The organism is Streptomyces sp. NPDC050619, assembly GCF_040654815.1.
Lineage (GTDB): Bacteria > Actinomycetota > Actinomycetes > Streptomycetales > Streptomycetaceae > Streptomyces.
The window spans coordinates 57,117-80,556 of record NZ_JBFAIR010000032.1 but is presented as its reverse complement, the minus strand read 5'-3'; the positions used below and the strand labels follow the sequence as shown (position 1 = coordinate 80,556).

Below are 23,440 nucleotides of genomic sequence, written 5' to 3'. Positions count from 1 at the left end.
GGGCAGATGCACGTGCACGCGACCGAATTGGACCCACCCGTACCGCTTGTTGGCCATTTTTTCCGCCATCTTCTCCCCCTCTTCTTGCCTCCTCCTTCCCGGAACCTGTCTCGTGTCTGTGCCGAAACTCTGATTTCTTTCCATCTCTGTAATCGGACGAGTACTGCTTGGAGTGTTTTAGTGGCAGACTTCGGGCCCTGAAGACGTTGGGGAGGCTGGCGAACGTGAGCGCGGGAGAGCCCGGATCGGTGGTGCGGCGGATGCTGCTCGGCTCGCAACTCAGGCGACTGCGTGAGGCACGCGGCATCACGCGCGAGGCGGCGGGGTACTCGATCCGCGCCTCGGAGTCGAAGATCAGCCGGATGGAGTTGGGCCGGGTGAGCTTCAAGACGCGGGATGTGGAGGACCTGCTGACGCTGTACGGCATCACGGACGAGGCGGAGCGCGCTTCCCTGCTCTCCCTCGCCAAGGAGGCCAACGTCGCGGGCTGGTGGCACAGTTACTCGGACGTCCTGCCGAGCTGGTTCCCCACCTATGTGGGCCTGGAGGGCGCGGCAGCCCTGATCCGCGCGTACGAGGTGCAGTTCGTGCACGGACTGCTGCAGACCGAGGCGTACGCCCGCGCGGTCGTCCGGCGCGGCATGAAGGGCGCGAGCCAGGCCGACATCGAAAAGCGCGTCGCCCTGCGCCTGGAGCGGCAGAAGTACCTCGTCTCCGAGGGCGGCCCCGAGTTCCACATCGTCCTGGACGAGGCAGCCCTGCGCCGGCCGTACGGCGACCGCGCGGTGATGCGCGGTCAGCTCCAGCACCTGATCGAGGTCTCCGAGCGGCCCAACGTACGGTTGCAGATAATGCCGTTCGGCTTCGGCGGCCACTCCGGCGAGTCCGGAGCGTTCACCATCCTGTCCTTCCCGGAGTCCGACCTGTCGGACGTCGTGTACCTGGAGCAGCTCACCAGCGCGCTGTACCTGGACAAGCACGAGGACGTCGCCCAGTACGAGAAGGCGCTCAAGGAGCTCCAGCAGGACAGTCCGGGGCCGCACGAGAGCCGTGATCTGCTCCGGGGCCTCCTCCAGCTGTCTTGAGTGGTCTCTCCTTCAACTCTCCTCATACACAAGTACGATGACGTGTGATCAGACCGTGACGTAGTTGATCGTGTCTGCTAGTGATTGAGGGATCACATGTCGTCCTACTTCACCGACCTTGCTCAGCAGTACATCGACGGTGAATGGCGCCCGGGCACCGGCTCCTGGGACATCATCGACTTCAACCCGTACGACGACGAGAAGCTCGCGTCGATCACCATAGCCACGGTCGACGAGGTCGACGAGGCCTACCAGGCCGCCGCCCGCGCCCAGAAGAAGTGGGCCGCGACCAACGCGTACGCCCGCCGCACGGTCTTCGAGAAGGCCCTCCGACTGATCGAAGAGCGCGAGCAGGAGATCAGCGAGGCGATCATCGCCGAGCTCGGCGGCACCCGTCTGAAGGCCGCCTTCGAGCTCCACCTCGCCAAGGAGTTCCTGCGCGAGGCGATCCACCTGGCGCTGCGCCCCGAGGGCCGGATCATCCCGTCGCCGATCGAGGGCAAGGAAAACCGCGTCTACCGCCTGCCGGTCGGCGTCGTGGGCGTGATCAGCCCCTTCAACTTCCCCTTCCTGCTGTCGATCAAGTCGGTCGCCCCGGCGCTCGCGCTCGGCAACGCCGTCGTCCTCAAGCCGCACCAGAACACGCCGGTCGTCGGCGGCTCCCTGGTTGCCAAGATCTTCGAGGACGCGGGCCTGCCCGGCGGTCTGCTGAACGTCGTCATCACGGACATCGCCGAGATCGGTGACGCCTTCATCGAGCACCCGGTCCCGAAGGTCATCTCCTTCACCGGCTCCGACAAGGTCGGCCGCCACGTCGCCACCGTCTGCGCCGCGAACTTCAAGCGCTCAGTCCTCGAACTGGGCGGCAACAGCGGGCTGGTGGTCCTCGACGACGCCGACATCGACTACGCCGTCGACGCGGCGGTCTTCAGCCGGTTCGTCCACCAGGGCCAGGTCTGCATGGCCGCCAACCGTGTCCTGGTGGACCGTTCGATCGCGGACGAGTTCACCGAGAAGTTCGTCGCCAAGGTCAAGACGCTGAAGGCGGGCGACCCGCGCGACCCGGAGACCGTCATCGGTCCGGTCATCAACTCCTCCCAGGCGGACGCCATTTCGGGCGTCGTGGAGCAGGCCGTCGCCGAGGGCGCGACCGCCCTGCTGCGCGGCACGACCACCGACAACCTGGTCGAGCCGTCCGTCCTCGCCGACCTGCCCGCCGACTCCGCCCTGCTCCGGCAGGAGGTCTTCGGCCCGGTCGCCTTCCTCATCACCTTCGACGGTGAGGAGGAGGCCGTACGCCTCGTCAACGACACCCCGTACGGCCTGAGCGGCGCGGTCCACACGGGAAACATCGAGCGGGGTGTCGCGTTCGCCAAGCAGGTCGACACCGGCATGTTCCACGTGAACGACGGCACGGTCCACGACGAGCCGATCGTCCCCTTCGGCGGCGAGAAGAGCTCCGGCATCGGCCGCCTCAACGGCGACACGATGCTGGACTCGTTCACCACGCTGAAGTGGATCTCGGTGCAGCACGGGCGGAGCGGGTTTCCGTTCTGAGGGGCTGAGGCTTGAGGGGCGGGGCGGGTCAGAGGCCGGCCCGTCCCTGTCTGATCTACCGGCAACGAGCCGCCCACTGAAGTGTAATCCAGCTGTACACTAGATTCATGTCTGCTACGTACCCCATCGCTGAAGCCAGAGGCAAGCTCGGGGACCTCGCTCGCCGGGCCGCCCAGCACGAGCACATCACGCTGACGGACCGTGGCGTCCCCACCGCGGTGCTCGTCTCTCCCGCGGAACTCGAAGACCTCGAAGACGCGCTCGCGCTCGCCCGCCTGGAGCGTGACCGTGCTCTCGGGATCGCCGGAGCCCCCGTCCCGCACGCCGAGGCGCGCCGGATACTGCTCGAAGCCGCTGGGAGGAGCCAGGCGTGACCTGGGTTGTCCAGTGGGAGCCGATGGCGCTCAACGAGGCCGCCGGTCATCTCAAGGACGACCCGCAAGGTGTGGACGGGCTACTACAAGCCGCCGACCAACTGACTGAGAACCCCAGGCCTGAAGGGGCCCGTGCCTGGGGCACCGACCAACGCCGCCTCTATCACGGCCCCTGGCGGATCCTCTATCGCGTCGATCAGGACGCTCGGATCGTCCGCATCGAGCACATCGGGCGCACTGGCGCCTGACCGGGCAGGGAGCGGGCTCGCGATTGAGTTCCTCAGGCCCGCTCCTTGCGGACAGAATCTGACCGCATGGGCCCGTAACTTCGTCGGTGCCAGGGGGAACTCCCCGATCCCGACGAAAGGCGGCCGGTCATGGTCACTCACGTGCGAGCCGAGGCACAGGGCGACGAGCGCGGAGCACTGCTCTCCTTCCTCGCGGAACAGCGCGGCGGCATCCGGCGCGCGGTGCTCGGGCTGACCGAGGAGCAGGCTGCCGGCAAGCCCAGCGCCAGCGAGCTCTCGCTGGCCGGTCTGCTCAAGCACGTCGCCGAGGTGGAGCAGGGCTGGATCGCCCGGGCCAAGGGCGAGCCGCCGGCCGTCAAGCGGGACGAGTCGAACTGGCACGAGTGCTTCCGGCTGACGGGTGACGAGAGCGTCGAGTCGCAGCTCGCGTACTGGGAGAAGGTCGCCGCCGAGACGGAGGCGTTCGTCCGCTCGGTGCCGACCCTCGACGACACCTTCGCGCTCCCCAATGACCCCTGGTTCCCGCCGGACGAGCGGGTCTCGATGCGCTGGGTGGTCCTGCACCTGATCCGCGAGACGGCCCGGCACGCCGGCCATGCCGACATCATCCGAGAGTCCCTGGACGGCGCCTCGGCCTGGGACCTGGTGGCGAAGGAGCAGGGCACCTCCTGGGGATGACCGGCGGCGGCCTAATCTGGACCCCATGTCAGCGATCCGTCTCCTCGTGCTGGGCGCGGTGCGCCAGCACGGGCGGGCCCACGGCTACCAGGTGCGCAACGACCTGGAGTACTGGGGCGCGCACGAGTGGTCCAACGCCAAGCCGGGCTCGATCTACCACGCCCTGAAACAGATGGCGAAGCAGGGACTGCTGGTCGCGCACGAGATCGCGCCGTCCACCGCGGGCGGCCCGCCGCGCACCGAGTACGAGATCACCGAGAAGGGCACCGAGGAGTACCTCTCGCTGGTCCGCCAGTACCTCACCGCCTACGACCAGAGACCGGACGTACTCACCGCCGCGCTCGGCGCCATGGTCGACCTGGACCGCGCGGAGGTCATCGGCCTCCTGGAGGAGCGCGTGCGCAGGATCGAGGAGTGGCGCAAGTCGGTCACCGAGTACTACACGCCCGAGGAGGGCCCCGGCCAGCTCGGGCACATCGGCGAGATCATGAACTTCTGGGTCCACTCCGCCGACACCGGCGCGGAGTGGACCCGGGGTCTCATCGAGCGCATCCGTGGCGGGGCGTACACCTTCGCGGGGGAGGGCGAGCCCTTCGTCGGCGTCCTGGCGGTGGGTGAGAAGAACCCGTACGCGACCGGGGGACGGCATCCCGGGGACGCGAGCTAATCAAGTTTGACCAAAGCGGATGGACGCGCTACCTTCTGCCGAACTAGTCAAGTTTGACTAACGAGGGAGTGGAGTGACAGTGGCCGACCCGGCGATCACCGTCGAAGGCGCACACAAGAAGTACGGCGACAAGAAGGCACTGGACGGACTCGACCTGCTGGTCGGGCGAGGCACGGTGCACGGCGTCCTCGGGCCGAACGGCGCGGGCAAGACGACCCTGGTCCGGATCCTCTCCACCCTGCTGCGGCCCGACGCGGGACGGATCGAGGTGGCGGGGCACGACATCGTCACCCAGGCCCAGGCGGTCCGCTTCCGCATCGGCCTGCTCGGCCAGCACGCGGCTCTCGACGAGGAGCTCTCGGGCCTGCAGAACCTGGACATGTTCGCCCGCCTCTACCACCTGGGCCCCCGCCACGCGCGCGTGCGCGCCGACGAACTCCTGGAGCGCTTCAGCCTCTCCGGCACCGGCCGCAAGCCGGTCAGTGCCTACAGCGGCGGCATGCGGCGCCGCCTGGACCTCGCCGCGTCCCTCATCACGGACCCGGAGGTCCTCTTCCTGGACGAACCGACGACCGGCCTCGACCCGCGCGGCCGGGCCGAGGTGTGGTCCGCGGTCCGCTCCCTGGTCGGCGGCGGTACGACGGTCCTGCTGACCACCCAGTACCTGGAGGAGGCCGACCAGCTCGCCGACCGCATCTCGGTCGTGGACCACGGCCGGGTCATCGCCGACGGCACGGCGGACGAGCTGAAGGCGACGACCGGCGGCGACCGGGTCGACGTGGTCCTGCGGGACGCGGGCCAACTGGGCGCCGCCGTGGCCCTGCTGCCCATGCCGAAGGACGACATCTCGGTGGACGCCGACCGCCGTCTGCTCAGCGCCCCGGTCACCGACCGCATGGCCGCGCTGTCCGCGGTCGTACGGGCCCTGGAGGAGGCCGGCATCGAGGCGGAGGACGTGGCGCTGCGCCGCCCGACGCTGGACGAGGTGTTCCTGCACCTCACGGGAGACGAACACCGAGTCAAGGAGGCCGCGTGAGCACCTACGCACTGACCGATTCCTGGACCATGACCCGCCGCGAACTCGCCCACTGGGCACGGCAGCCCGTGCGGGTCGTGGTCGGCCTGGTCTTCCCCGTGATGCTGCTGCTGATGTTCGCCTACCTCATGGGCGGCGGCCGGGGCGTCGAGGGCGACTACGTCGACTACCTGGTCCCCGGCATGCTCGCCCTCACCATGGCCTTCGGCCTCGAGGGCACGATGCTCGCCGTCACCCAGGACCTCAACAAGGGGGTCATCGACCGCTTCCGCTCGATGCCCATGGCCAACGGCGCGGTGCTGGTGGGCCGTTCGGCGGCCGACATGCTCCAGTCGGCGCTGGCCCTGGCGATCATGATCGGGGTCGCGCTCGCACTCGGCTGGCGGGCGCACGGCGGGGTCGCCGGCTTCCTCGCAGCCGTGGGTCTCCTGCTGCTGTTCCGCTTCGCCATGCTGTGGATCGGCATCCACCTGGCGATGGTGGCCGGGAAGCCGGAACTGGTGCAGGCCGTACAGATCCTGGTCTGGCCGGTCGGCTTCCTGTCCAACGCCTTCGCGACCCCCGAGTCCATGCCCGACTGGCTGGGCACGGTCGTCGAGTGGAACCCGATGTCCCAGACGGCGACAGCCGTACGGGACCTGTTCGGCGGGCCGGGCGGGGAGGCGGGGCACGTCTGGGCCGCGGTGGTCTGGCCGGTGGCGCTGCTGGCGGTGTTCTTTCCGTTGGCGGTACGGCGGTTCGGGGCGTTGAGCAAGTAGGGCGGGACGGGGCGGGACGGGTGCAAGGGCCCGGGGTTATCGGGAACCCCGTCGTCAGTGATGGAACCCCGTCGCCGCCTCCTTGTCCCGAGTCAGCGGCTGCGACTGCCGCCGCAGCTCCGGCAGCAACCGCCCCAGGTCCTCCACGAACAGCTCTGCGAGGTCGCTGGAGAAGCCGTTGCGGCACACCACCCGCAGCACGGACAGGTCCTCCCGGTTCGGCGGGAAGGTGTACGCGGGCACCAGCCAGCCCCGCTCGCGCAGCCGCCGGGAGACGTCGAAGACGTCGTACGACTCCACGCCCGGCGCGGTCGTGAACGCGAAGACGGGCAGCTCGTCGCCCCGGGTCAGCAGCCGGAAGTCGCCGAGCGCCTCCACGCGTTCGGCGAGGCCCAGGGCCACGTCACGCGTCGCCTGCTGCACCGCCCGGTAGCCCTCGCGCCCCAGCCGCAGGAACGTGTAGTACTGCGCGACCACCTGGGCGCCCGGCCGGGAGAAGTTGAGCGCGAAGGTCGGCATGTCGCCGCCCAGGTAGTTGACGCGGAAGACCAGTTCCTCGGGCAGGGCCTCCGCGTCGCGCCACAGCGCCCAGCCGACGCCCGGGTAGACCAGCCCGTACTTGTGTCCGGAGGTGTTGATGGAGGCGACCCTCGGCAGCCGGAAGTCCCACACCAGGTCCTCGTCGAGGAAGGGCGCGACCATGGCGCCGGACGCCCCGTCCACGTGCACCGGGATGTCCAGCCCGGTCCGCTCCTGGAGGGCGTCGAGGGCGGCGCACAGTTCGGCGATCGGCTCGTAGGAGCCGTCGAAGGTGGAGCCGAGGATGCCGACGACCCCGATGGTGTTCTCGTCGCACAGCGCGGCGGCGGCCTGCGGATCGAGGTGGAACCGGTCGCCGTCCATGGGCACCAGGCGGGCTTCCACCTCCCAGAAATTGCAGAACTTGTCCCAGCAGACCTGGACGTTGACGCCCATGACGAGGTTCGGGCGGGCGCCCCCGGCGGGATACCGGTCGGCGTTGCGCCGCGCCCACCGCCGCTTGAGCGCCATCCCGGCGAGCATGCACGCCTCGCTCGACCCGGTCGTCGAACAGCCCACGACCGCCGCCGGGTCGGGCGCGTTCCACAGGTCGGCGAGCATGGCCACACAGCGCCGCTCCAGCTCGGCGGTGCGCGGATACTCGTCCTTGTCGATCATGTTCTTGTCCCGGCACTCGCCCATCAGGGCCCCGGCCTGGGGTTCCATCCAGGTCGTGACGAAGGTGGCGAGATTCAGCCGCGCGTTGCCGTCCAGCATCAGCTCGTCGTGCACGAGCTGGTAGGCGGTCGTGGGCGGCAGGGGAGCGTCCGGGAGGCGGTGCTTGGGCGGGGCCTCGGTCATGCCGCCGACCGGATTGGCCTCGCCGTGGAAGGGGTTGACGGCGAGCCTGCGCCCGTCGCCCTTGACGTCCGGTGCTCCGCTGTCGCCTGGGTGCAGTGGCATGCGTACGACGGTAGATCCGGGCCGCCGGACTTGCACCTCACGCCACGTAAGGATTCATCGTGAAAGGCGTAGGAAGGGAGCGGACGAAGTGAGCTACTCCGTGGGACAGGTCGCGGGCTTCGCCAACGTCACGGTGCGCACGCTGCACCACTACGACGACATCGGCCTGCTCGTCCCGAGCGAGCGCAGCCACGCGGGCCACCGGCGCTACAGCGACGCCGACCTCGACCGGCTGCAACAGGTCCTGTTCTACCGGGAGCTCGGCTTCCCGCTCGACGAGGTCGCCGCCCTGCTCGACGATCCGGCCGCGGACCCGCGCGCGCACCTGCGCCGCCGGCACGAACTGCTGACCGCCCGGATCGAGAAGCTGCGGAAGATGGCGGCGGCCGTGGAGCACGCCATGGAGGCACGCACGATGGGAATCAATCTCACGCCGCAGGAGCGGTTCGAGGTCTTCGGCGACAAGGACCCGGAGCAGTACGCCGAGGAGGCGGAGCAACGCTGGGGCGGCACGGAGGCGTACGCCGAGTCGCAGCGGCGCGCGGCCCGGTACACCAAGGAGGACTGGAAGCGCCTGATGGCCGAGGCCGACGAATGGAGCGAGCGTTACACGGCCCTGATGGCCGAGGGCGAGCCGCCGGCCGGCGAGCGGGCCATGGACATGGCCGAGGAGCATCGACGGCACATCGGCACGTGGTACTACGAGTGCCCGTACGAGATGCACCAGTGCCTCGGCGAGATGTACGTGTCCGACGAGCGCTTCAAGGCGTTCTACGACGCCATGCGCCCGGGCCTCGCCGAGCACCTGAGGGACGCGATCACGGCGAACGCGGCCCGCCACTCCGCGTAACCCCCTGGCCCGGGACGCCTACTCCCGGGCCAGGACCACCGCCGTCCCGTAGGCACACACCTCGGTGCCGACGTCCGCCGCCTCGGTCACGTCGAAGCGGAACATCAGCACTCCATTGGCCCCACGCGCGCGTGCCTGCTCAACCAGCCGCTCCATGGCCTGGTTCCGGGTCTGCACGAGCGTCTTGGTGAGCCCTTTGAGCTCACCGCCGACCATCGACTTCAAGCCGGCGCCGATCTGGCTGCCGAGGTGCCGGGAGCGCACCGTCAACCCGAAGACCTCACCCAGCACCTCCTGGACGCGATAACCGGAAACGTCGTTCGTGGTCACCACCAGCACATCGGGCTCCGGGCCCTGGCCACCGCCGTAGTCTTCGATACCCATGGCTCACAGCATCGCCCCAGGCGGACCACGGCGCATCCTGGAGTCACCGGTGGAACCTGGGCCGGACACATTGCGTTGATAGCGTTGTGCGGCCGCACAAGAACGCCGTACCTTCCTCCACCCTCAGGAGCCCGGAACCGTGATGACGATTGCCCTCGGACCGAGCTGGCTGGACCCCAACTATCTGCTGGACACCTACAGCATCTGGGGTCTGCTGCTCATCGTCTTCGCGGAGTCGGGGCTCCTCATCGGCTTCTTCCTGCCGGGTGACTCGCTGCTCTTCACCGCCGGCCTGCTGATCACGTCGGGCCAGCTGGACTTCCCGCTGTGGGGGGCGATCGCCCTCATCTGCGTCGCCGCCATCCTGGGCGACCAGGCGGGTTACATGTTCGGCAAGAAGGTCGGCCCCTCGCTCTTCAACCGCCCGGACTCCCGCCTCTTCAAGCAGGAGAACGTCGTCAAGGCGCACGAGTTCTTCGAGAAGTACGGCCCCAAGTCCCTGGTCCTGGCCCGCTTCGTGCCCATCGTGCGCACCTTCACGCCGATCGTCGCCGGCGTCAGCGGCATGCGGTACCGCTCGTTCCTGGTCTTCAACGTCGTCGGCGGCGTCCTGTGGGGCGCGGGTGTGACGTTCCTCGGCTCCTGGCTGGGCGACATCGACTTCGTCAAGACCAACATCGAAGCGATCCTCATCCTGATCGTCCTCCTCTCGGTGGTCCCGATCATCATCGAGTTCCTGCGGGCCCGCTCCAAGTCGAAGAAGAACCCGCCCCAGCCTCCCGCCCCGCAGCCCCCGATGATGGACGACGCGACGACCCAGCTCCGCCGCATCCCCCCGACCGACCAGCCCCAGAACCCCCAGCAGTACGGCTACAACGACCAGTACTACAACCAGCCCCCACAGCAGCCGTACAACGACCAGTACCCCTACAACCGCGGCCACTGAAGCGCCCCTAAGGGGCGCGGGGAACGGCGCGAGCAACCACAACGAACCCGCACTCGCCGTCGGACACAAGGCACCGAGCCAGTAGGCGCTCAGAACCCCCGCGTCCGCTTAGCAGCGCGCCTCCCCGCCGCACTCCCCATCCCCGGCAGCCGAAGGAACAACCGCGAAATCTCCGACCCGAGATTGACCCCGATGGCAATCGCCATCGCCAGCGCCGCCGCCTTCGACAGTGAGACCAGCCCCGCGTCGACCTCGTTCTGCGCGATCGACAACAAGCCGAAATACGTGGCCGATCCCGGCAGCAGGGGCCCGATCGCGGCCGTCGTGTACGGCAGCGCGGACGCGAACCGGTACCGGGACAGCAACTGCCCGAACAGCCCCACCAGCCCCGCCGCCACGGCCGTGGAGGCCACCGGCGAGAGCTCGCCCGCATAGTGCATCGCGCCGTACACCGACCACGCGACGCCGCCGTTCAAGGTCACCGCGAGCACAGTGGAACGTTCCTGCTGGAGCAGTATCGCGAAGCTCAGTGCCAGCAGCATCGACGCGCCGATCTGCCACAGCGGCCCTTGCTCCCCGCTGCTGAGGACGGCTTCGGGGGTGAGGCGGGCGCCCAGTTGCACGCCGACGTAGAGCATGATCAGCACCCCGACGACGATGCCCACGAAGAGGTAGATGACCTCCAGCAGGCGCGCGGACGCGGTGATGTAGAAGCCCGTCAGACCGTCCTGCACGCCCGCCACCAGCGCCCGCCCGGGCAGCAGCGCGAACAGCCCACCCGTGATCACGGCGGACGCCTGTACTTCCACATGCGCCAGCGTCAGCGTGATGGCGATCGCGGCCGGCGGCATCGCGGCGACCGTGAACTGGTAGAACTCCGGCAGCCCGCGCCCCGCGCACAGCCACGCCAGCCGGTCGCCGAGCATCGCGCCCAGCGCGGCCGCGATGAAGACGACCACGGCACCGCCGACGAGCACGGAGGCCGAACCCGCCAGCAGCCCGCTCGCGACGGTCAGCACCCAGCCGGGATACGGGTGCCGGTTGCGGCGGATCTCCGCCAGCCGCCGGTAGGACTCCTCCAGGGAGAACGTCGTCTCCGGGTCGCTGAGGTCGTCCACGAGCTGGTACACGCCCGCCAGGCGCGTGTAGTCGGTGCCCCGGCGGCGCACGGTCCGTGAGGCCGTCACCGGGTCGTCGACGAGGGACGGCTGGTACGAGATGGACAGCAGGGTGAAGGTGACGTTCGGTTCGCAGCGGTCGAGGCCGTAGGACCGGCAGACCGCGAACATGGCCGCCTCGACGTCCTCGGCGCCCTCCCCGCCGGCCAGCAGCAGCTCGCCGATACGCAGGGTCAGGTCGAGCACGCGCGGAACGGCCGGCCCTTCCTCCTCCGCCGCCTTGTGCACGAGCTCCGGCGCGGGCCGCTCGGCCACGGGCAACCGCAGCATCGTGCGCATCCGGTCCTGCCAGGGCAGGTCCTTGGTCAGGCTGACGATGGGGATGCCGGTCGGCGGCGTGAACGCGGGCGGGGCGTGCCTGGCGCTGTAGGTGCGCGGCGGGGTGAAGGCCGAGCCCTCGGACTCGGCCGGCGGCGCGTGCGGGACATCGAGCCCCTCGGGGACGGCGAACTCGGACGTCGTCTCCGGCTCCGCGCCGGTCGTCGAGACCGCGAGCCCCTGGGGGATCGCGAACTCGGACGTCGTCGACGACTCACTGTCCGAGCCGCCCCAGCCGCCCGCGCCGCCCGAATCGTCCGTCCTCGGGGGAGCGAACATGCTCCTCGCCTCGTCCGACCGCGGCTTGCGGTCCTCCGCGTGGGTCACTCCGCAGGCTCCCTGTACGACACTTCAGCAAGCCTCAGTATGCGCACAGATGCGCGAAGGGACCGCACGCGCCTGCGTGCGGCCCCTTCGCGACAGCGGGCTCAGTGACCGCCCTGCTCCTTCAAGCGCTTGTACGACCGCTCGATCTCGGCCTCGGCGTCCGCGCGGCCCACCCAGTTGGCGCCCTCGACGGACTTGCCGGGCTCCAGGTCCTTGTAGACCTCGAAGAAGTGCTGGATCTCCAGCCGGTCGAACTCCGACACGTGGTGGATGTCCCGCAGGTGCTCCACGCGCGGGTCGTGGGCGGGCACGCACAGCAGCTTGTCGTCGCCGCCGGCCTCGTCCGTCATGCGGAACATGCCGATCGTGCGGCACTGGATGAGGCAGCCGGGGAAGGTCGGCTCGTCCAGGATGACCAGCGCGTCCAGCGGATCGCCGTCCTCGCCGAGGGTGTTCTCGACGAAGCCGTAGTCGGCCGGGTAGCTGGTCGAGGTGAAGAGGCGACGGTCCAGGCGGATCCGACCGGTCTCGTGGTCCACCTCGTACTTGTTCCGCGAACCCTTCGGAATCTCGATCGTGACGTCGAACTCCACCGGTGGCTCCTCCATGATCAACACATAGTTCTGGTGGTTAAGTGTCCCTCACGCAGGTGTGTGATCGCGAAAGGGGCTGGTGGTCGTGCCAGAGCTGAGGCCTTGGCGAGCCGCGAGACCGCGTGTGGCGCGGCTCGCGAACGCCGTACGACCGCGTCTGGCGCAGGCCGCGAACGCCGTACGGCCCCGGGTCACGCGAGCCGCCGACGCCGTACGACCGCGTCTCGCGCGGGCCGCGACGGCCGCGAAACCGCAGGTCGCACGGCTTGCGCGGATTTCGATGCCGAAGACCGTCAAGACCTGGCAGTACACCGCTGGTGCCGCCACCGCCGGGCTCGCGCTGGCTGCCACCGTGGTGACCGCCGCCGGCCCGTGGGACTCCACCGGCCAGCGTACGGCGGAGCGGGACCGGGTCGCCGCCCTCGAGCGCACGGGTGGCGCAGATCACGACGGCTCTTCCGGTGCCTCCTCCGTCACGGCGGACGGGGCGCCCCTGCCCGCCCCCAGCGCCGCCTCCGTCCTGGCCGGCCTCGGCGGCGCCACGAACACCGTCAAGTCGGCCCCGACCGGACGGGCCCTCGCCGGCGTCCTGGCCCCGCTCCTGAAGAACCCGGCACTCGGCACCCGCCGCACGGCCGCGGTCGTGGACGTCGCCACCGGCAAGCGCCTCTACGCCGCCGGCGCCGACCTGGCCCTCACCCCCGCCTCCACCACGAAGATCGCCACCGCCGTGGCCGCGCTCTCGGCGCTGGGCGCCGACCACCGCCTCACCACCCGGGCCGCCCTCGAACCCGACACCAACGAACTCGTCCTCGTCGGCGGCGGCGACCCCACCCTCACCGCCCACCCGGACGCCGAGGGCTGGGCCAGCCTGCGCACCCTCGCCGACGGCACGGCCGCCGCCCTGAAGAAGCGGGACATCCGCGAGGTGACGCTGTCGTACGACACCACCCTGTACGCCGGCCCCGGACTTCACCCCATCGGAGTCAACGACAACCTCGCTCCGGTCACCGCCCTGATGACCGACGAGGCCCGCACGGACGACTCCACCAGCGGGCCCGTGCCCCGCGTGGCGGACCCGGCTGCGGACACGGCCCGCGAGTTCGCCGTCCTCCTCAAGGACCGAGGCATCAGGACGACCTCGCCCGGCCCCTCCAAGGCGACCGGCCGCGCCGCGACCCTCGCCACGGTCTCCTCACCCCCGCTGTCCGCCCTCGTCGAGCGCATGCTCACCAACAGCGACAACGACATCGCCGAGGCCCTCGCCCGCCAGACGGCCGTCGCGAGCGGCGAACGCGCCGACTTCGCCGGCGCCGGCAAGGCGATCGGCGGGCAGCTGGCGAAGCTCGGACTGCCCATGGCGGGCGCCCACTTCAAGGACGGCAGCGGCCTCGACCGCGCCGACCGACTCACCGCAGGCCTGCTCACGGCCCTGCTGACCAAGGCGGGCGACCCGGCCCACCCGGAACTCCGCCCGGTCCTGACGGGCCTCCCGGTGGCCGGCTTCACGGGCACCCTGACCAGCCGTTACGCGGGCGGCGCGGCCGGCATCGTACGAGCGAAGACGGGGACGTTGACGGGCGTGAACACCTTGGCGGGCACGGTGGTCGACCAGGACGGCCGCCTGCTGGCCTTCGCCTTCCTGACGTCGAACACGACGGATCCGATGGCCGCCCAGTCGGCGCTGGACCGGACGGCGACGGCCCTGGCGGCGTGCGGTTGCAGGTAGCCGCGCCGCGGCGGCGATGCCACCGACCTCAGCCCGCCGGACTCTACGGCCTGCCCCCAACGGCAGGGCTCACGTACGGTTGACGCATGACGAGCATCGGTGGTGCCGAGATGGTCGACTGGAATCTCGCGGTGGCGACCGCGACCCGCCTGGTGCGGCCGGGCCCCGACGTGAGCCGTGACGAGGCCAGGGCCGTCGTCGCGGAGCTGCGCCGACATGCCAAGGCCTCGGAGGGACACGTCCGGGGCTTCACTCGTATGGGCACGGAGAACATCCACGACACCCCGATCCTGGTCGTCGACCGCCCCGGCTGGGTGCGGGCGAACGTCGCCGGGTTCCGGGAGATCCTCAAGCCGCTGCTCGACAAGATGCAGGAGCGGCGCAGCAGCACCCCCGGCGGCGCGGTCCTCGGCGCGGTCGGCGGCAAGGTCACCGGCGTCGAACTGGGGATGCTGCTGTCCTTCCTGGCCTCCCGGGTCCTCGGCCAGTACGAGACCTTCGCCCCGGCCACCCGCGAACTCCCGGCCGGCGGGCCCCCTGACGCACCGGGCGGCGGCCGGCTCCTGCTCGTCGCCCCGAACATCGTGCACGTGGAGCGCGAACTCGACGTGGAGCCCCACGACTTCCGCCTGTGGGTGTGCCTGCACGAGGAGACGCACCGCACGCAGTTCACGGCGGTGCCCTGGCTGCGGGACCACCTGGAGGGCGAGATCCAGTCGTTCCTGGGGGAGACCGAGGTCGACCCCATGACCGTCCTGGAGCGCGTGCGGGAGGCCGCCCAGTCCTTCGCGGGCGGTCGCCCCGAGGGCGAGGAGGACGAGGGCGGACGGTCCCTCGTGGAAATCGTGCAGACGCCCGCCCAGCGGGAGATCCTCGGCCGTCTCACCGCCGTGATGTCCCTCCTGGAGGGCCACGCCGACTTCGTGATGGACGGCGTGGGCCCGGACGTCGTGCCGAGCGTCGCCGAGATCCGCGAGAAGTTCCAGCAGCGTCGCGCCAAGGGCGCCTCCCGGCTGGACATGGCCCTGCGCAAGCTGCTGGGTCTGGACGCCAAACTCAGGCAGTACAAGGACGGCGAGCGCTTCGTACGGGCCGTCGTCGAACAGGTCGGCATGGACGGCTTCAACCGCGTGTGGACGTCCCCCAACACCCTCCCGACCAAGACGGAGATCGCCAAACCGGCGGACTGGGTCGCGCGGGTGCATCGCAAAGCCGAGTCGTGAACACGGTGCCGAGGTCGTGAAGCGAATCCCGCCGACGGCAGGCGAACGCCCCTTCAATCACCCGTCCGAGGGACCGTGAGCCTTGCGTAGGCGTGCAATGCTCGGGGAACGGCCCGGTTCTGTCACCATCTACACACTCTGAGTGACCGAACTCGGGCTCACCCCCCGAAAAAACTTCATGAAGGGAACCGGACATGGGTCCCCATCCTGCGGTCGCGGCGATACGCCTGGCGGTCCGCCGCGTCCTCCACGACATCCTCACCGAACACAGCCGTACCTCCGAAGACACCCCGCTCTCCGGAGACACCTCGCACGAGCGCCCGTCGGCGCCGCTCGTGCTGGTCGCGTGCTCCGGTGGCGCCGACTCGATGGCCCTCGCCTCCGCCCTCGCCTTCGAAGCCCCCAAGCTCGGCATCCGGGCCGGCGGTGTCACCGTCGACCACGGCCTCCAGGCCGGCTCCGACCTGCGCGCCGACGAAGTCGTGCTGCGCATGCGCGAACTCGGTCTGGACCCCGTCGAGTCCACCGCCGTGGCCGTCGGCCGCGAAGGCGGGCCGGAGGCCGCCGCTCGCGACGCCCGCTACGCCGCCCTCGACGCCGCCGCCGTCCGCCACGGCGCCGTCGCGATCCTGCTCGGCCACACCCGCGACGACCAGGCCGAGACCGTCCTGCTCGGCCTCGCCCGCGGCTCCGGCATCCGCTCCCTGTCCGGAATGGCGGCAGTGTCCGGGGGTCCGGGCGCCACCCGCCGCTACCGCCGCCCCTTCCTCCAACTCGACCGGCAGACCGCCCGCAAGGCCTGCATGGCCCAGTCCCTGCCCGTCTGGGACGACCCCCACAACGCCGACCCGGCGTACACCCGCTCCCGGCTGCGTCACGAGGGCCTGCCCGCCCTGGAGAAGGCGCTCGGCAAAGGCGTCGTCGAAGCCCTCGCCCGCACCGCCCAGCTCTCCCGCGACGACGCCGACGCCCTCGACGCCTGGGCCCGCCAGGTCGAGGCCTCGGTGCGCGACGCCGCCGGCCTCCTGGAGTGCGCCAAGCTGTACGCCCTGCCGCCCGCCGTGCGCCGTCGGATCCTGCGCCGCGCCGCCATCGAGGCCGGGGCGCCCGCCGGTTCGCTGTTCGCCCGGCACATCGAAGAGGTCGACCGGCTGATCACCGGCTGGCGCGGCCAGGGAGCCATCAATCTGCCGGGCAAGGTCGTCGCCCAGCGGCAGGGTGGCAGACTGGTGATTCGGCAAGGCTGAATCCGGACCTTCCCACGGGGCGGTCCGAGTGGCCGGTGGGACGGACGACCGAAAGTGATGCGGGTGGACGCGAAAGACATGGGTGCCGACCTCCAGACGGTGCTCATCACCAAGGAAGAGATCGACGCGAAACTGGTCGAGCTGGCCGCGAAGATCGACGCGGAGTACGCGGACAAGGACCTGCTGATCGTCGGCGTCCTCAAGGGCGCGGTGATGGTCATGGCGGACCTGGCCCGGGCGCTGTCCACCCCTGTCACGATGGACTGGATGGCGGTGTCCTCCTACGGGGCGGGCACCCAGTCCTCCGGTGTCGTGCGGATCCTCAAGGACCTCGACACCGACATCAAGGGCAAGCACGTCCTGATCGTCGAGGACATCATCGACTCCGGTCTGACCCTGTCCTGGCTGATCTCCAACCTCGGCTCGCGCGAGCCCGCCTCGCTCAAGGTGTGCACCCTGCTGCGCAAGCCCGATGCCGCCAAGGTCGCCATCGACGTGGAGTGGGTCGGCTTCGACATCCCGAACGAGTTCGTCGTCGGTTACGGTCTGGACTACGCCGAGAAGTACCGCAATCTCCCATTCGTGGGTACGCTCGCGCCTCACGTGTACGGCGGCTGAGCCAGACGGGCCAAACCCTGTAAGACGATCGGGAACCCCAGCGGGTTTCACGGCGTTGGAGCATGCAGACGGGTTGACCAGACGGCCTGTGCGGCTTCGGCCCACAATGCTGGGGTACCGTCAGAAGAACTGTCTTATCAAACTCACTATGGCAGGAGGGACGGGGCGGCACCGCTCCGTATGGATGGACGTGAAGCGATACTTCCGTGGGCCGGTCATGTGGATCGTGCTGGCCGTCCTTGCCGTGGTCGTGTTGATGCAGGTCGTCGGCTCGTCCGGTGGCTACAAGACGGTGGACACCGGCCAGGTGATCCAGGCGATCAATGACAACAAGGTCGAGTCGGCCAAACTGACCACCGGCGACGAGCAGACCGTCAAGGCTCAGCTCAAGGACGGCGTAAAGATCGAGGGCAGCTCGAAGATCCAGGCGAGCTACATCGGTGATCAGGGCGCGACCCTCGCCGGCACGCTGCAGAACAAATACCAGGACAAGCAGATTCCGGACGGCTACACGGTTTCGCCGACGAAGCAGAACGCTTTCGTCGGGATCCTGCTGTCCCTGCTCCCCTTCGTCCTCATCGTGGTCGTCTTCCTGTTCCTGATGAATCAGATGCAGGGTGGCGGCTCCCGGGTCATGAACTTCGGGAAGTCCAAGGCGAAACTCATCACCAAGGACACCCCGAAGACGACGTTCTCGGACGTCGCAGGCTCGGACGAGGCCGTCGAGGAGCTCCACGAGATCAAGGAGTTCCTCCAGGAACCGGCGAAGTTCCAGGCCGTCGGCGCCAAGATCCCCAAGGGCGTACTGCTGTACGGCCCTCCCGGCACCGGCAAGACCCTTCTCGCGCGTGCTGTCGCGGGTGAGGCGGGCGTCCCCTTCTACTCGATCTCCGGTTCCGACTTCGTCGAGATGTTCGTCGGTGTCGGTGCCTCCCGAGTCCGTGACCTGTTCGAGCAGGCCAAGGCGAACGCTCCGGCGATCGTCTTCGTCGACGAGATCGACGCGGTCGGCCGCCATCGCGGCGCCGGCCTCGGCGGCGGTCACGACGAGCGGGAGCAGACCCTGAACCAGCTCCTCGTCGAGATGGACGGCTTCGACGTCAAGGGCGGTGTGATTCTCATCGCCGCCACGAACCGTCCGGACATCCTCGACCCGGCGCTGCTGCGTCCCGGCCGCTTCGACCGCCAGATCGCGGTCGACCGTCCGGACATGCAGGGCCGTCTGGAGATCCTCAAGGTTCACCAGAAGGGCAAGCCGGTCGCACCTGACGTCGACCTGTCGGCGGTCGCCCGCCGTACACCGGGATTCACCGGTGCGGACCTGGCGAACGTGCTGAATGAGGCCGCGCTCCTGACGGCGCGCAGCAACAAGAAGCTGGTCGACAACAACATGCTCGACGAGGCGATCGACCGTGTCGTGGCGGGCCCGCAGAAGCGGACCCGGATCATGTCGGACAAGGAAAAGAAGATCACCGCGTACCACGAGGGCGGCCACGCCCTGGTCGCGGCGGCTTCCCCGAACTCCGATCCGGTCCACAAGATCACGATCCTGTCGAGAGGCCGTGCGCTCGGCTACACGATGGTGCTGCCGGACGAGGACAAGTACTCCACGACGCGCAACGAGATGCTGGACCAGCTGGCTTACATGCTGGGCGGCCGCGCGGCCGAGGAGCTGGTCTTCCACGACCCGACGACCGGCGCTGCGAACGACATCGAGAAGGCCACCGCAACGGCCCGCGCGATGGTCACGCAGTACGGCATGACCGAGCGTCTTGGCGCCATCAAGTTCGGCGGCGACAACACGGAGCCGTTCCTTGGACGTGAGATGGCTCACCAGCGCGACTACTCGGAAGAGGTCGCCGCGCTGGTCGACGAAGAGGTCAAGAAGCTCATCGAGACCGCGCACAACGAGGCCTGGGAGATCCTGGTCGAGAACCGAGACGTTCTCGACAACCTGGTCCTTCAGCTGCTGGAGAAGGAGACGCTGGGCAAGGAGCAGATCGCCGAGATCTTCGCTCCCATCGTCAAGCGTCCGCCCAGGCCCGCCTGGACGGGCTCCTCCCGCCGTACGCCGTCCACCCGTCCGCCGGTGCTTTCCCCCAGGGAGCTGTCACTGACGAACGGTGCCAATGGCGCGACGCCGGCGATCAGCACCGCGAAGGCCACCGCGGCGGAGCCCGCCCCGGCGGCCGAGCCGGCTCCCGAGGAGCGCCCGGAAAGCTGACACTCCGGACGGCTCCAGGGCCCCGGTGACCTCACCAGGCCCGGAATGGATGCCGCGCCCCCCAGGTTCTAGCCTGGGGGGCGCGGCATTTTCGTATGCCTATGCGAGACAGAACAGGAACGAGGCACCACATGACCGACCCCGTGACGCTGGACGGCGAGGGCACGATCGGCGACTTCGACGAGAAGCGCGCCGAGAACGCCGTACGCGAACTGCTGATCGCGGTCGGCGAGGACCCCGACCGCGAGGGTCTGCGGGAGACGCCGGCGCGGGTGGCGCGGGCGTACCGGGAGATATTCGCGGGGCTGTGGCAGCGGCCCGAGGACGTGCTGACGACCACGTTCGACCTCGGGCACGACGAGATGGTGCTGGTGAAGGACATCGAGGTCCTCAGCAGCTGTGAACATCATCTGGTGCCGTTCGTCGGAGTCGCCCATGTCGGGTACATCCCGTCGACCGATGGCAAGATCACGGGTCTGTCGAAGCTGGCCCGGCTGGTGGACGTCTACGCTCGCCGGCCTCAGGTGCAGGAACGGCTCACCACGCAGATCGCCGACTCCCTGATGGAGATTCTGGAGCCGCGCGGGGTGATCGTCGTCGTCGAGTGCGAGCACATGTGCATGTCGATGCGGGGAGTCCGCAAGCCCGGGGCGAAGACCATAACGTCGGCGGTGCGTGGCCAGTTGCGTGATCCCGCGACGCGCAACGAGGCGATGAGCCTGATCATGGCCCGCTGACGCCGTCCGGCGCGATACGCCTCACGCCGCCGGAGCCGCCCCCGCGCCGTTGCCGTTGTGTTCGTCGTCCTCCGGGAGCTTGCAGACGCGCTCCAGGAAGATGGCGGCCGCTATCACGGCGATGCCGGCCAGGACCGAGAAGCCGGCGTAGATCGCCTGGTCGCGGCGGGCGGGGATGTCGAGGGACTCCAGAAGGAAGACGCCGGTGCCGCCGTACATGCCGGACACCAGGGCGGCGACCAGCGCGCTGGCCTGTCCGAAAACGACCGCGCGGGCCGCCATCAGCGGGTCGACGCCCTTGGCCTCGGGGCGCCGCTCGCGCTGGGCCTTGAGGCGGGCGCGGATCGAGAGCGCCGTGGACAGCAGCACCGTTGCGATCAGGGCGAGGACGATCGGGGCGGCCAGGGGGACCCTGGGGAGCGTCCCGATCGAGTTCCACAGGCGGGCGCCCGCCCAGGACAGGATCCCGGCGACGACGAAAACGCCCGCCAGCACCCTGATACGCAGTTCTCTCACGGTGTCCCTTCAACTCCCCGGACTCAGTGGTCGTCTTGACCTTAACGGCTACTCGGGCAGCCGGAGTTCCAGGTCCTTGCGGGGTTCTACGCCTTCGCGGGTGACGATGTCGAGGAGGCCGGCGATCTCACCGCGCCCGGGCAACTGTGCGGCGGGCTCCAGATCGTGCCAGGGGGCGAGGACGAAGGCGCGTTCGTGGGCGCGCGGGTGAGGGAGGGTGAGGTGCGGGTCGTCGGTGACGATGTCGGCGTACGCGACGATGTCGACGTCGAGGGTGCGGGCGCCCCAGCGCTCGTCCCGTACCCGGTGGAAGGCCTCTTCGATCGCGTGCGCCCGCTCCAGCAGGGAGGACGGGGGAAGCGTCGTCTTCAGGACCACCACCGCGTTGAAGTACGAGGGCTGGCTGCCGGGCTCGACGCCCCACGGCTGAGTCTCGTACACCGGGGAGACCGCCTTGACGCGGACGCCCGGGGTGTCCTCGAGGGCGTCGATGGCTCCCTGGAGCGTCTCCAGACGGTTGCCGAGGTTGGCGCCGAGGGAGATCACGGCCTGTTTCGGATTCTGCAGGGTGGTGTCGGCGGCGTCGACCTTCTCGACGACGGAGGCGGGTACCGGCTGTACGGTCGGATCGCTGTGACCCTTGGCGAACGAGGCAGTCATACTCGGCTCCGGGTGATGGTGACGGTCACGTCGTCGAAGGGGACCGTGATCGGGGCGTCCGGTTTGTGGACGCAGACCTCGACCTCCTGGACCCCTTCGTGCTTCAGACAGGCCTGGGCGATGCGTTCGGCGAGCGTTTCGATGAGGTTGAGGGGCTCGCCCTGGACGACGGCGACCGCCTCCTCCGCCACGATGCCGTAGTGGGCGGTTTTCGCCAGGTCGTCGTCGGCGGCGGCGGGCCGGGTGTCCAGGCCCAGGACCAGGTCCACGATGAAGGTCTGGCCCTCCTCGCGCTCCTTGGGGAACACGCCGTGGTGCCCGCGGGCCTTGAGGCCGCGCAGCGCGACACGATCCACGCGAATCACTCCTGCAATCGTCGGTGACGGCCGGTTCGTACCGCGTGGGGGCGGCACACCGGCCTCGAACGAATCTACCTGCGGGCACCGACAGGGCCGGGCCGCGGGGGCGCGTGCCCGAGCCGGGGTCAGGAGGTTTCACCGTATGTTTCCCCTGGGGAACCCGGCGGCTCACGGGCTGGTAGCCGCCCCTACCCACGGGTTCGTGATTCCAACCACTTGCAGGAGTCGCCTACCCACTCAGGCGGGTGTGTCGTCGCCTTCCTCCTCATCGGTTTCGGCCAGAACCGGAGAGGCGTGGTGGGACCAGAGCTTCCAGCCGGCGGGTGTGCGGCGGAACACGTTCGTGGCGACCACCAGCTGGCCGACGAGCGGGCCGAGTTCCTCGCCGCCCTCGGGGGCGGGGCCGCCGCTGAGGATGTTCTCGGTGCAGGTCACCAGGGCGGTGTCGCCGGTGACGGACACATGCACGTCGGTGAGGAAGAACTGGATGTAGTCGGTGTTCGCCATGATCAGGGCGTACGACCTGAGGACCTCGCCGCGGCCGGTGAGCACGGGCCAGCCGGGGTGCACGCAGGAGACCACGCCGGTGTCGGCCGGGTCGTGGTACGTCTCGTCGACGCCCAGGTCGGTAGGGGTGAGCCAGAGCGAGGACACCTCATCGAAGTCGCCGCGCTCCATTGCCTCGTAGAAGGCGGTGTTGGCGAGTTCGACCGCTTCGACATCGGTGTGGGGGGCGCTCACCGGGCTCCTTCTGCGCCATCGCCGGCGAGGTCCGTGTCCGCGACACGCGCTCCGTGCACGGCGCGTGCGACCCGTACCGCGTCCGCCGTCGCGCGGACCTCGTGGACGCGCACCGCCCATGCGCCGGCTTGCGCCGCGAGTGCGGAGACGGCGGCCGTGGCCGCGTCGCGCTCGCGCGCGGGCGGCGGCGCGCTCCCCGGGCCGGCCAGCACGCGACCGAGGAACCGCTTGCGGGAGGCGGCGACGAGCAGCGGGTGGCCGAGGCCGAGCAGACGGTCGAGGTGGGCGAGGAGCGTGAGGTCGTGCTCGGCGTCCTTGGAGAAGCCGAGGCCGGGGTCGACGACGATGCGGTCGGCGGCGACACCGCCGGCCAGGACGGCCTCCACGCGCGCGTGCAGTTCGTCGACGACTTCGGTGACGACGTCGTCGTACACCCCCTTGACGTTGCCGCCCTCCAGGAAGCCGCGCCAGTGCATGACGACGAAGGGGGCGCCCACGGAGGCGACGACGGGGATCATCGCGGGGTCGGCGAGGCCGCCGCTGACGTCGTTGACGAGGGCGGCGCCGGCCGCGAGGGCCTGTTCGGCGACACGGGCGCGCATGGTGTCGACGGAGACGGTGACGCCCTCGGAGGCGAGGCCGCGCACGACGGGGATGACGCGTTTGAGTTCCTCGGCCTCGTCGACGCGGGTGGCGCCCGGTCGGGTGGACTCGCCGCCGACGTCGACCAGGTCGGCCCCCTCGGTGACCAGTTCGAGGCCGTGCTTGACGGCGGCCGTCGTGTCGAACCAGCGGCCGCCGTCGGAGAAGGAGTCGGGAGTCACGTTCACGACCCCCATGACCGCACAGCGGTCCCAGTCCGGAAGGCCCGCGACGCGCCCGCGTGCGCTCTTCGTGCTCATACG

The 23,440-nt window shown here is 69.6% G+C and carries 25 protein-coding genes; 16 read left to right on the top strand and 9 right to left on the bottom strand.

Translation table 11 applies throughout. The features are described from left to right. Positions 1-260 precede the first annotated feature (260 nt). The 8 genes from AB0I77_RS39145 to AB0I77_RS39110 all read left to right on the top strand — a co-directional run bounded on the left by AB0I77_RS39145 (position 261) and on the right by AB0I77_RS39110 (position 6,403). Positions 261-1,085 (top strand): helix-turn-helix transcriptional regulator, encoded by an 825-nt coding sequence (locus tag AB0I77_RS39145; protein ID WP_363287629.1) that lies wholly within the window; start codon positions 261-263, stop codon positions 1,083-1,085. 96 nt (positions 1,086-1,181) lie between these two features. After that, on the top strand, positions 1,182-2,642 hold the full coding sequence (locus AB0I77_RS39140; protein ID WP_363287573.1) for an aldehyde dehydrogenase family protein: 1,461 nt from the start codon (positions 1,182-1,184) through the stop codon (positions 2,640-2,642). A 107-nt stretch (positions 2,643-2,749) separates the two neighbouring features. After that, a complete protein-coding gene (locus AB0I77_RS39135; protein ID WP_363287572.1) occupies positions 2,750-3,016 on the top strand; it encodes a type II toxin-antitoxin system prevent-host-death family antitoxin in 267 nt (88 codons plus the stop codon). Further along, complete coding sequence (locus tag AB0I77_RS39130) at positions 3,013-3,264, top strand: type II toxin-antitoxin system RelE/ParE family toxin (protein WP_363287571.1); 252 nt, start codon at positions 3,013-3,015, stop codon at positions 3,262-3,264. The genes AB0I77_RS39135 and AB0I77_RS39130 overlap by 4 nt, the downstream gene beginning before the upstream one ends. A 129-nt stretch (positions 3,265-3,393) precedes the next feature. Then, positions 3,394-3,942: a DinB family protein gene (locus AB0I77_RS39125; RefSeq protein ID WP_363287570.1), complete on the top strand. Its 549-nt coding sequence runs from the start codon at positions 3,394-3,396 to the stop codon at positions 3,940-3,942. Between the two features lie 25 nt (positions 3,943-3,967). Continuing rightward, the gene (locus tag AB0I77_RS39120; RefSeq protein WP_363287569.1) at positions 3,968-4,609 is read left to right on the top strand and encodes a PadR family transcriptional regulator; all 642 of its coding nucleotides are present in this window, start codon (positions 3,968-3,970) and stop codon (positions 4,607-4,609) included. Between the two features lie 79 nt (positions 4,610-4,688). Beyond that, a complete protein-coding gene (locus tag AB0I77_RS39115) occupies positions 4,689-5,645 on the top strand; it encodes an ATP-binding cassette domain-containing protein (protein ID WP_363287628.1) in 957 nt (318 codons plus the stop codon). Beyond that, positions 5,642-6,403: an ABC transporter permease gene (locus AB0I77_RS39110; protein ID WP_363287568.1), complete on the top strand. Its 762-nt coding sequence runs from the start codon at positions 5,642-5,644 to the stop codon at positions 6,401-6,403. Before AB0I77_RS39115 ends, AB0I77_RS39110 begins: the two co-directional genes overlap by 4 nt. Before the next feature lie 54 nt (positions 6,404-6,457). On the opposite strand, the gene AB0I77_RS39105 is transcribed toward AB0I77_RS39110, so the two are convergent. After that, positions 6,458-7,885, bottom strand: a complete 1,428-nt coding sequence (locus AB0I77_RS39105; protein WP_363287567.1) for a glutamate decarboxylase — start codon at positions 7,883-7,885, stop codon at positions 6,458-6,460. An 88-nt stretch (positions 7,886-7,973) separates the two neighbouring features. Between AB0I77_RS39105 and AB0I77_RS39100 the strand changes: the two genes are divergently transcribed. Next, positions 7,974-8,735 carry a MerR family transcriptional regulator gene (locus tag AB0I77_RS39100; protein ID WP_363287566.1) on the top strand — a complete coding sequence of 254 codons (762 nt, stop codon included), beginning with the start codon at positions 7,974-7,976 and terminating at the stop codon, positions 8,733-8,735. Positions 8,736-8,753: 18 nt separating this feature from the next. Here AB0I77_RS39100 and AB0I77_RS39095 read toward each other — a convergent pair whose 3' ends face one another. Beyond that, positions 8,754-9,119 (bottom strand): YbjQ family protein, encoded by a 366-nt coding sequence (locus tag AB0I77_RS39095; RefSeq protein ID WP_363287565.1) that lies wholly within the window; start codon positions 9,117-9,119, stop codon positions 8,754-8,756. Positions 9,120-9,258: 139 nt separating this feature from the next. Here AB0I77_RS39095 and AB0I77_RS39090 point away from each other — a divergent pair, with 139 nt between their 5' ends. Then, a complete protein-coding gene (locus tag AB0I77_RS39090) occupies positions 9,259-10,065 on the top strand; it encodes a VTT domain-containing protein (protein WP_363287564.1) in 807 nt (268 codons plus the stop codon). An 89-nt stretch (positions 10,066-10,154) separates the two neighbouring features. On the opposite strand, the gene AB0I77_RS39085 is transcribed toward AB0I77_RS39090, so the two are convergent. Together AB0I77_RS39085 and AB0I77_RS39080 are read right to left on the bottom strand one after the other, a co-directional pair. Next, positions 10,155-11,888 carry a threonine/serine exporter family protein gene (locus tag AB0I77_RS39085; protein WP_363287563.1) on the bottom strand — a complete coding sequence of 578 codons (1,734 nt, stop codon included), beginning with the start codon at positions 11,886-11,888 and terminating at the stop codon, positions 10,155-10,157. A gap of 101 nt (positions 11,889-11,989) precedes the next feature. Next, a complete protein-coding gene (locus AB0I77_RS39080) occupies positions 11,990-12,481 on the bottom strand; it encodes an inorganic diphosphatase (RefSeq protein WP_164412192.1) in 492 nt (163 codons plus the stop codon). Positions 12,482-12,605: 124 nt separating this feature from the next. Here AB0I77_RS39080 and dacB point away from each other — a divergent pair, with 124 nt between their 5' ends. The 6 genes from dacB (at position 12,606) to folE (ending at position 20,259) form a co-directional block, all read left to right on the top strand. Beyond that, a complete protein-coding gene (dacB, locus tag AB0I77_RS39075) occupies positions 12,606-14,210 on the top strand; it encodes a D-alanyl-D-alanine carboxypeptidase/D-alanyl-D-alanine-endopeptidase (protein WP_363287562.1) in 1,605 nt (534 codons plus the stop codon). An 86-nt stretch (positions 14,211-14,296) separates the two neighbouring features. After that, entirely contained in the window at positions 14,297-15,433 is a 1,137-nt protein-coding gene (locus tag AB0I77_RS39070) for a zinc-dependent metalloprotease (RefSeq protein ID WP_363287561.1), read from the top strand. A 194-nt stretch (positions 15,434-15,627) separates the two neighbouring features. Further along, complete coding sequence (gene tilS, locus AB0I77_RS39065) at positions 15,628-16,680, top strand: tRNA lysidine(34) synthetase TilS (protein ID WP_363287560.1); 1,053 nt, start codon at positions 15,628-15,630, stop codon at positions 16,678-16,680. A gap of 57 nt (positions 16,681-16,737) precedes the next feature. Then, positions 16,738-17,298: a hypoxanthine phosphoribosyltransferase gene (gene hpt, locus AB0I77_RS39060; RefSeq protein WP_363287559.1), complete on the top strand. Its 561-nt coding sequence runs from the start codon at positions 16,738-16,740 to the stop codon at positions 17,296-17,298. Between the two features lie 184 nt (positions 17,299-17,482). Beyond that, a complete protein-coding gene (gene ftsH, locus AB0I77_RS39055; RefSeq protein ID WP_363287627.1) occupies positions 17,483-19,522 on the top strand; it encodes an ATP-dependent zinc metalloprotease FtsH in 2,040 nt (679 codons plus the stop codon). Positions 19,523-19,653: 131 nt separating this feature from the next. After that, the gene (gene folE / locus AB0I77_RS39050; RefSeq protein ID WP_363287558.1) at positions 19,654-20,259 is read left to right on the top strand and encodes a GTP cyclohydrolase I FolE; all 606 of its coding nucleotides are present in this window, start codon (positions 19,654-19,656) and stop codon (positions 20,257-20,259) included. Between the two features lie 21 nt (positions 20,260-20,280). Here folE and AB0I77_RS39045 read toward each other — a convergent pair whose 3' ends face one another. The 5 genes from AB0I77_RS39045 to folP all read right to left on the bottom strand — a co-directional run bounded on the left by AB0I77_RS39045 (position 20,281) and on the right by folP (position 23,437). After that, positions 20,281-20,775 carry a DUF3180 domain-containing protein gene (locus tag AB0I77_RS39045; protein WP_363287557.1) on the bottom strand — a complete coding sequence of 165 codons (495 nt, stop codon included), beginning with the start codon at positions 20,773-20,775 and terminating at the stop codon, positions 20,281-20,283. A gap of 48 nt (positions 20,776-20,823) precedes the next feature. Then, entirely contained in the window at positions 20,824-21,435 is a 612-nt protein-coding gene (gene folK, locus AB0I77_RS39040) for a 2-amino-4-hydroxy-6-hydroxymethyldihydropteridine diphosphokinase (protein WP_363287556.1), read from the bottom strand. After that, positions 21,432-21,791 (bottom strand): dihydroneopterin aldolase, encoded by a 360-nt coding sequence (folB, locus tag AB0I77_RS39035; protein WP_363287555.1) that lies wholly within the window; start codon positions 21,789-21,791, stop codon positions 21,432-21,434. The genes folK and folB overlap by 4 nt, the downstream gene beginning before the upstream one ends. Before the next feature lie 240 nt (positions 21,792-22,031). Beyond that, positions 22,032-22,535, bottom strand: coding sequence for a nuclear transport factor 2 family protein (locus AB0I77_RS39030; RefSeq protein ID WP_363287554.1), 504 nt, complete (start codon positions 22,533-22,535; stop codon positions 22,032-22,034). Continuing rightward, positions 22,532-23,437: a dihydropteroate synthase gene (gene folP, locus AB0I77_RS39025; protein ID WP_363287553.1), complete on the bottom strand. Its 906-nt coding sequence runs from the start codon at positions 23,435-23,437 to the stop codon at positions 22,532-22,534. The genes AB0I77_RS39030 and folP overlap by 4 nt, the downstream gene beginning before the upstream one ends. Positions 23,438-23,440: the final 3 nt, after the last annotated feature.